11 protein-coding genes and 1 pseudogene are annotated in these 7,937 nt (G+C 60.4%); 4 read left to right on the top strand and 8 right to left on the bottom strand.

Annotation, left to right across the window (positions count from 1 at the left end; translation table 11 throughout):
- Nucleotides 1-125: pseudogene (locus MKK64_RS25310) on the top strand (IS630 family transposase); the annotation flags it as partial.
- A gap of 12 nt (nt 126-137) precedes the next feature.
- Here the strand turns inward: MKK64_RS25310 and MKK64_RS25315 are convergent.
- The 3 genes from MKK64_RS25315 to MKK64_RS25325 all read right to left on the bottom strand — a co-directional run bounded on the left by MKK64_RS25315 (nt 138) and on the right by MKK64_RS25325 (nt 2,061).
- Nucleotides 138-608, bottom strand: coding sequence for a hypothetical protein (locus MKK64_RS25315; RefSeq protein WP_243938378.1), 471 nt, complete (start codon nt 606-608; stop codon nt 138-140).
- A gap of 753 nt (nt 609-1,361) precedes the next feature.
- Nucleotides 1,362-1,568, bottom strand: coding sequence for a hypothetical protein (locus MKK64_RS25320; RefSeq protein ID WP_243938359.1), 207 nt, complete (start codon nt 1,566-1,568; stop codon nt 1,362-1,364).
- A 61-nt stretch (nt 1,569-1,629) separates the two neighbouring features.
- On the bottom strand, nt 1,630-2,061 hold the full coding sequence (locus MKK64_RS25325; RefSeq protein ID WP_243938361.1) for a penicillin-binding protein: 432 nt from the start codon (nt 2,059-2,061) through the stop codon (nt 1,630-1,632).
- Nucleotides 2,062-2,384: 323 nt separating this feature from the next.
- Here MKK64_RS25325 and MKK64_RS25330 point away from each other — a divergent pair, with 323 nt between their 5' ends.
- Nucleotides 2,385-2,684, top strand: coding sequence for a hypothetical protein (locus tag MKK64_RS25330; RefSeq protein WP_243938363.1), 300 nt, complete (start codon nt 2,385-2,387; stop codon nt 2,682-2,684).
- Between the two features lie 670 nt (nt 2,685-3,354).
- Here MKK64_RS25330 and rmf read toward each other — a convergent pair.
- Together rmf and MKK64_RS25340 are read right to left on the bottom strand one after the other, a co-directional pair.
- Nucleotides 3,355-3,675 (bottom strand): ribosome modulation factor, encoded by a 321-nt coding sequence (gene rmf / locus MKK64_RS28300; RefSeq protein WP_313898939.1) that lies wholly within the window; start codon nt 3,673-3,675, stop codon nt 3,355-3,357.
- 134 nt (nt 3,676-3,809) lie between these two features.
- Nucleotides 3,810-4,160, bottom strand: a complete 351-nt coding sequence (locus MKK64_RS25340) for a heme utilization protein (protein ID WP_243938367.1) — start codon at nt 4,158-4,160, stop codon at nt 3,810-3,812.
- Between the two features lie 394 nt (nt 4,161-4,554).
- On the opposite strand from MKK64_RS25340, the gene MKK64_RS25345 reads away from it, so the two are divergent.
- Nucleotides 4,555-4,803 carry a hypothetical protein gene (locus tag MKK64_RS25345; RefSeq protein ID WP_243938369.1) on the top strand — a complete coding sequence of 83 codons (249 nt, stop codon included), beginning with the start codon at nt 4,555-4,557 and terminating at the stop codon, nt 4,801-4,803.
- 505 nt (nt 4,804-5,308) lie between these two features.
- Complete coding sequence (locus MKK64_RS25350; protein ID WP_243938371.1) at nt 5,309-5,626, top strand: hypothetical protein; 318 nt, start codon at nt 5,309-5,311, stop codon at nt 5,624-5,626.
- A 296-nt stretch (nt 5,627-5,922) separates the two neighbouring features.
- On the opposite strand, the gene MKK64_RS25355 is transcribed toward MKK64_RS25350, so the two are convergent.
- From MKK64_RS25355 to MKK64_RS25365, 3 genes are all read right to left on the bottom strand, one after another.
- Nucleotides 5,923-6,771: a hypothetical protein gene (locus MKK64_RS25355; protein ID WP_243938373.1), complete on the bottom strand. Its 849-nt coding sequence runs from the start codon at nt 6,769-6,771 to the stop codon at nt 5,923-5,925.
- 153 nt (nt 6,772-6,924) lie between these two features.
- Complete coding sequence (locus MKK64_RS25360) at nt 6,925-7,188, bottom strand: hypothetical protein (protein WP_243938375.1); 264 nt, start codon at nt 7,186-7,188, stop codon at nt 6,925-6,927.
- Nucleotides 7,189-7,190: 2 nt separating this feature from the next.
- Nucleotides 7,191-7,937, bottom strand: a 747-nt coding sequence (locus MKK64_RS25365; RefSeq protein ID WP_243938376.1) for a Crp/Fnr family transcriptional regulator, incomplete at its 5' end; no start/stop codon positions are given.

The following is a 7,937-nucleotide window of genomic DNA, read 5'->3' on the forward strand; positions in this document are numbered from 1 at the left end:
TGCTACGCAAAGCGGCCGAGCGAACCGTCGAGGGATTGTGGTCGGCCATCGGACGTCTCGTCGACACCGTCACACCTGACGAGTGCGCCAACTTCTTCGCTGCCGCTGGATACGGACCAGATTAAACCGAAAACGCTCTAGTAGCCGTAGCCATAGGGAGTGTAGCCGTAACCGTAAACCGGGCGACGGTAGCCATAGCCGTAGGCACCGTATCCTACGGGAGCGTACCCGCTGCCGTAGTACCCATCATCATAGCCGTAGCCGCCGTAGCCAGCACCATAGCCGCCATAGAGGCCACCGGCAGCAAGGCCGAGACCGACCCCAAGCCCAAGGCCGCCCAGGCCGTAGCCATAGCCTCGACCACCGTACCCACCACCGTAGAAGCCCCGGCCATAGCCGCCGCCGTATCCACCCCGGAACCCAGCTCCGCGGAACCCGCCGCCGAACCCGCCACGACCAAAGCCACCGCCCCGGGAGCCGCCGCCGCCGAAGCCACCACCGCCGCCTCGGAAGCCACCGCCACCGCCGAAGCCACGCGCGTCAGCGCTAGCGGGCATGAATGCCAAGGCTGCCACGAGGGCAGTCGATGCGAGTGCAAGACGCTTCATCGAAATCATTCTCTGTCTGATCAATCTACCGCAACAACGCAACAGCCCCCTTTCTAGATCCAATTTGGGAAAGGCCGGATTGTCGCTCTTTTGTATCAAAGTGTTGCAGTCGCACTGTCTCGCTTGACTTGGGTCTTGCCTCCGCCAGGGTGTTGCAACCCACAGGCTATTCTCGGTCGCTGCTCACCCAGTGGAACTCTGGAACCGGTACACCCTCGATACACAAGCACGGATGCTAGGGTGTGCCGGAGCGGGTCGCTAAACGGCTTCAAGCCGTCTCGGTGGCCTTCTTTCGCCCGCGCACCTTCGGAGCTGCCTTAGAGGCCTCCATTGGCGCCTTCGCAGCCTTGGGTGCTGCCGAGAATCAGTTCATCGACCGTGTAGGGGCTCACGTGATCGTCCCCGGCAAGCTGGCTCGAACGTAGCCACGCGAGACGAGCCGACCCCGCCGCAGCGACCGGCGCTCGACCTTCGCCAGATCGGACAGCGCGTCCTCAATCGCCCGCACCAGAGCCACCCAGGCGTCGCCGCGGGCGGCTCGGCGGTAGGCGAGCGCGATCGTCTCGGCCTCACTCAGCCGGATCTCTACAGGCTGTTCGTGCGGCTGGGGTGCATCGGCGCTCCAAGTTGCTCAAGAACATACAAGGAACTGACTGCGCGAGGAACCGTGTTTCGACTCAAACGGCCACGCCCCGGGGAAAGGGCGGTGAAGGAATGTGGAGGGCGGGGTAGAACGCCAATGCCGACGCCGCTTTACCGCTTCCACTGCACCAACGGCTTGAACCGAGACCCGCATGGCGTCGTCCCCAGGGCGTCGGTTGCCGCTTCGTAGTCGTCGTTCGCGATCACGGACGCCTCGCCCTCGGGGGCGACCTGAAATGCGTCGTAGACGATGCGGTGACGGGCGATGGCCCCGTGGATCGGGTTGGCGGCGGGGTCGAGGGTGCGGACGTGCAACATCGTTCGGGCTCCTGGCGGTAGGTCGAGGAAGGCGAGGGGGTGGGTCCCGTTTGGCCGTCGATCAGGTCGGACGGGGCGGCAGCACGGCACCCGGCCGGGCGAACACCTTGCGGAGCCGGCGGCGGGCAGCTCGGCGGGCGCCGGAGCTGCCCGCCCACTCCCCGCGAGCGGTGTGGTAGGCAGCCAGCGCCGCAGCAGACTCGGGCGTCGTCGGCATTAGGGCGTAAAGGTCGAGGCGGACCAGCCGGTGCGCATGGGATAGGGAAGTACGGTAGTCGCGCCACCCAGCGGGCATGGGCTGGCCGGTGGCAGCCAGATCGGCTGCGACACGCCCCGAGGCGGAGTAGGCGGCGTCGGCTTTCTCGGCCCATCGGATCGCCGGCCGCACGCAGTCAGAGGCGATGGCAGGCATCCGCGAGGCAACGACGACGAGGAAGGCGCCGAGGACAGTGCGGCGGGTCAGGTGGCCCGAGGCCGCGGAGAGCATCGCCATAGCTACGCTTCCTCCTCGGGCGGGAACATCACGTCCCACTCGGCGCGGGTGATCCCGGTCTTGATGATCCCGCAATCCCACGTCGGCAGGTGACGGAACACCCGCTGGATGGGTTCCACTCCCACCCCTCCTGACGCAGATCGTCTATGAGATCGACAGTGAGACAGGTCGGATGGCGGAAACGAACTCGGTCGAGCAGGCTGAAGCGAAAGGCATGGCCTGGCTGCTCCGATCCTTCCAAGGACGGAAAGGGCCTTAGTGGCGCAGGGTCGGAACCATCATGCCGAAATTAGTTTCCTTCCGGCAATACAATCGGGGGAAACATGACAAAGCTTGCAACCCTTTCAGGCGCTGCCGCCATTCTGATGCTGACGGCCGGCGCCTCCTTCGCCGCCCCGTGCGCGGTGGGAACCACCACCAACATGGAAGGCACGTCGTCCTCGGCCGACAAGAGCTCGATGACCGACGGCACCACGACTGCCAAGACGACCCCCGGCGCCAAGGCCGAGTCTCCCGGAACGGTTGGCGCGCTGAACAACGTTGGCGCCGGCACCAAGCCCGTGGATGGTGAGAAGAAGCCGACCGAGGGTCAGGTGGTGAAGCAGGGCAGCAACGACTGCTGAAGCGTCTCTGGCACCGCATCCAGTAATCTAATGGCCCTGTAGGCTCTAGCTCGCAGGGCCTTTTTCGTTCTCAATCGGGACTTTACGCCTGAGAATGGCGGAGGGACTGGCATCCGGTTTCGGGAAGGAAAGAGGCCGTGAAAGCCCAACGGCATGAGGGTAAGCTGCGGCCGAGCCAGCATTACCGGCTGACGCTGCTAGCGCGCGGACCACGCCGCTATGCCAAGGGAGATCAAGAAATCCCCGGATTGATGAAGATGGGTTTCGTCAAGCCGATCGGGGCCAGTTCCGCGGACGGGTCGCGGGAGTGGGCAATCACTGATGCGGGTCGCATCGCCTTACAGTCCCATACCAGTGAAGAGGCACTTTAACCGAAGATCCGTTCTTCCGGCTCTTGATCGCGGTCCATCGCTGGTCACCGTCCAAATCTAACCAACACGAGTGGCATTACACCAAGGCTAGGTCGACCTCTCAATTCTCGTTAGCAGCCGCCAGCGCACGCGATGCGAAGCAGGCACGAACTGCCTTATGGAATGCTTTGCGCTCGGCAGGAGGCAAGCCCCTCAACCTAGCCGTCAGCAGTGCTCGGCCTGCCACCGCATCAGAATGCCGCGCGGCTTGAGCCTCCAAAATCATGATCGTCCATATTTTATAGTGATGCCCAAAGTGCTCATCCGAGCTGCCAATCAGGGGCATCATCGCGGGGCGCGCCGTCGTATCCTTCCATCCAGGAATCGCGCTCTTCGCTGTTGTGAGGATAGGGACAAGCATCCTTCGGCCGACCGTGGATACGGGCCTGCGCGCCTTCGTCGACTGGGTCTGATTTAGAATTCAGATGCCGGGTCTGGGCCATGGCGGTGACTCCGCGCTGAAGATCTGCAGGTGTAACCACGCTGAAACGATCAAGATCCTGCGGCATAAGAAGCGGGTAACGTGTCTTAGGGCTGACCGGCGGTGGAGCGTTGACGCCACGATAACTGGTTGAGGGCATCTTGCTCCCAAGCCAGGCTCAGGATTGGTCGGCTGCTGACACAGCTGGCACCCGTCCCTCGTGATCAGATCGGGGGATGGGCTTGCTCGCTATGGCTCGACTACCAGCCTCGATTGAACGAAGCGCTGAGCAACCTAACCCGCCCGCTTGGCGCTCCAGCTTCCGCTACACTCGACGATGCCGCCGGTGGTGTGCCACGTGCCACTGCCGCTACCCTTGGCGTCGAGGGTCCCGGCGATCGGCACCCTGTTGGCCCCCTCGATGATCGTGGCCTGCACGGTTCCCGACTGCGAGACGCCACCGCCGACTTCAATCTCGTCACCTGGGACCGATGCATCGCTGTCCTTGATCTGCGCCTGATAGCTCGTGCTGGCCGAGCATGGCCCATCCCTCGTAACTGCCGTAATGCTCGAAGTCCCGTCGTACTTATTAGGCACCTGGATCTTCCTCTTGGCTGCCTCACTCGGAACGAGGAGGATACCCATCAAGCAGGCAGCCAAGGTCGAGATAGCGATACGAGGCATGTCATAACTTCCGCGCGGGCACGGTCGCGTTAACCAGCCATCTCTAAAAGAGCCGACTTGATCGGATGGTTTCGTCTGATGCTATTATTTACCGCCGACAGACAGTTAAATCGTCCAAAAAAAATGAATTGATGATATTTGGCGTGCAAATATCTCTAAGATGCAGACGCTGACGTTCATTCCCGATTACGTCCGCCGTCTGCGCCCGTTGACCCTCGCCTGCCCCCGGTGGAGTCAACGGGTGTAGATTGCGCCTCATCCAGCGTTTCAACCCAAATCAAGCGTCAGCATAAGAGCTAAAGCCAGCAGATTTTCTTCTATCCAGATACCCGACCCATGTGGTGAGGAGTGTGCTGTGTACAATCCCTTCTTCTCATCGATGATGCTCGCTCTCGAATGCCAAAAGGTCATTGAACTTCGCCTTGTCCGGCTAGCCTGGGGCGGCCGTGAGGCTAGGGCTGAGATGCACTCCATGGTGGTCGAGAAGATCCAGGCGAGCATGGAGGCCGCCGGTACACTGATGATGGGCAGCTCCCCCGAAGTCGTCATTGCGCGATACCGCGAGCACGTGGCGGCCAACGCGAAAAGACTATCCGCTGATTAACGAGTATTTTTCTAATAAAACTAACTGAATATTTGCATTTAATTGTGTTTTGTCAAAATATGAGGAATAAATTTATGCCAGGCAACGAATATCTCATCGCCGGCCTAGCGCTGATGACTTTGACTACAGTTATTGTAGTTGCGTCAGTAATGCGCGGCAAGGTTGCAGAGTCCAAAGGTGACCCAGAACGCTCCGACTTCACCAAAAATAACGGTGAAACTCCTCGGCAGAACCGCCCGGGGACTGAACACTAAATCTTTGCGGGCCAACGGAGTCGCTTCCCGGGTCTCCCGTCAGCATTAGTCTCTGATGCGGCAAGAAGATCCTTTATTTTCCTGCTTCGATTTGGGGTATTGTTCGCTCTACAAACGACAAAGCAGCACTGCTCCAGAGCCTTCAAATTCTGATGCCCAGCTCGAACCCCGTCGAAGTTTGTAATCTAAACCCTTGAGGGGAGGCAGTTATCGTCAGCACCGCTACGGACATCGACACGCTTCGCGCCTACATGAATGGCATCATGGATCGGGCTGAAGAAGGGACGATGGGCGTCATCACGATTACTCTCGCGTTGATCGGCGGGATTGCATGGCAGGCCAATCCAGGTACGCTCATGCTGCAGATCAAGGACGGCGACATTCCGGTGAACGTGCTCTGGGCATCGTTCGGCGAGCAACAAATGACGTTCTCGTACAATCACAAAACCGCAACAATCGAGATGCGTGACGGAGCCATTCACGGCACGATTATCCGGACGTTCAGCACCCGAATGCTGGAAATCGAAATTGAGGGCTTTTTTGGTTCGATGCGACGTAAGCCAAACTAAAGGGCGCCCGCCGTCTCTGGATTAAGTCTTTGCACGCCGTATCGGTTCGACTTTGGCGAAACGCTCGCCCATGCCTCGTGAACAACGAATTGCCGCTTACCGAGCATAGCTGTTTAGGCCCGACATCCCCCTACCTGTGGTTGATCACCCGCTATTCCTACAACGCAGGAACCCGCTGGGGGCGATCTCGCTCGCATCATGGAGGTGTCGGGGTACCGCGATCCGCGGACGGTACTTCGCTACGTCAGGAGGGCGAACGCCTTCAAGGATCACGCGGGAAGCGGCTTCTTATAGAGCTAACGGGCGCCACCAAACTCCCATTGAATAGCAACGGCAAGTTGGAGTTGCGGCGTATTGCGGTTGAGCCCGAAGCCGACGGCAACACCCAAGATGGCGCGTTGGCTTCTTAGGCGATGCCTCGCTCCAACCTGTACGAGACTATAATCTGGTTGTCCTAGCTCCTGTTGCTCCCGAGCATAGGTTGTAACAAGCGCCGTGTCGGTGGATATCGCCTGTCCAACCGAGGCATTTAATAGCGTGCGTGTTGTTCTCTCGCCAGGCGCTGGATCGAAGCGGTAGACGCCTCCAAGGTTCAAGCTAACGCCGAGCGGAAGTTCCCCACTCCTGAGAGTCTTGCCGAATAGAAGGGTGCCTTCGGTCTCATAGGCCGTACCGCCTGGGCCGTAGAGCGCACGAACACGCCCAAGTAGCCCGACGATCGGCATGACCCGCCTCTCGTCCGTGATCTGGTAGAGCGCCCCCAGACGCGTCGTCCCGCCGAGATTGGCATTGGTACCTCCCTCAGTAGACCCAGGAACGTCCGCACTGACCGTCCCTAGTCGGCGACGGATGTCGAGGTTCCCGTAGGCTCCCGTCTGACCGATCCTCACATCGAGCTTCGGCGCTACGCCATAGCTTAGTTCGCTCTCCGCCCCTGCTGTGCCACGCACACGCCCGGTCGCTGCTCGTTCATACGACCCGCCGATGGAAAAAGTCGACTCTCCGGGCGACGTGGCATGAGGATCGGAGACCTCGAAAGGATCATCAGCTAGTGTAATAGGGTCATCCTGAGCATAGGCCGGCGTAATTGATGCCAACCAAATGCTCAAAATTACAGCTGCAAAATCGGAGAAGCGGTGGGGCATTGCTTCTCCTTTCTAGCCATGGCAGCGCAGGCTTCGTCGAGATCAAAGACATGTTCGGGCTTTTATATCGGCGAGTTCGAAATTGCTCGTTGGCCCGTCGGAAACGGTATTGCGGCATCCGAGCGGAGGGGGCCTGCAACGTAGCTACCTCGGTCACGGCTTTCGGTGCTGTCGCAGCCATCGCGTTGCCTCCTCCAGCGTGTCGAAGATCGGCGCTGAGATACCAACGAGCCGTCCGAAGGCCGCCTCCACGAACCAGCCCGGGCCCACCTCGTGCTCGGGGGTATCAAGGCGCACCAGCACGGCGATCAGCAGGCCGTTTGCCAGGACCAGACGCCCTTCCCGATCCGGGCTGCTCGTGTCAACCAAGATCGGCTGCAGCACGAGCAACGTCTCGACGTTGTCGTGCGCATCCATGACTAACTTTCCCGTAGCTGGTTCAACCACGGCTCGCTCCGGCGTGCGCCCCAACGAGTGTTCTTGAGGTGGAGGTAGTTCGGCGTAAAGCCACTGAACGACTTGAGCTGCTCGACATCATGGATCGTCAGAACCCGCCGTTTGATCGTGATCAGCCCGAGATCACGCAGCTCGCGAAGCGTACGGTGTACGTGAACGGCGGACAACCCCATCGCATCTGCAAGCTCCACCTGCGTAAATGGGAAGGCGTAGCTGTCATTCGTGACCTTCCCAACCGCATCGAGTCGAACCAACATTTCGCAGAGGAAGTGAGCGATACGACGCTCCGGGGCACGACCACCAAGGTTGACCAGCCACTCGCGCAGCACCGCCTCATCGACGAGACCGCACCACCAAAAGGCCCGCGTGATCTGCGGATGGGCCTGGGTAATCTCCTCGATTGCCCGACGCGGGATGTCGACGACATGGCATGCGGAGATCGTAGCAATGTTGTGGTCCATCTGGTCGAGGATGAACACGTTGCGGCGGCAGAAGTGCCCTGGACCCCTAAGCGCCATGCTCTGGCGTTTACCGTCCGGGAGCATCTTGTAGCGGGAAGCGAGGCCATCAAGGAGCAGATGGGCGTTCTCGGGTTCGTCGCCTTCGCGACCCAAAGCGACCCGTGCAGCGACCTGCCGGATGTGTGGCGCCAAGCCATCCAGGGCCCGGCGATCGTCATCCGATAGGTCCTCGAAGCCTTCCAGCTTCCG

The sequence above is a fragment of the Methylobacterium sp. E-025 genome, assembly GCF_022829705.1.
Classification (GTDB): Bacteria; Pseudomonadota; Alphaproteobacteria; order Rhizobiales; family Beijerinckiaceae; genus Methylobacterium.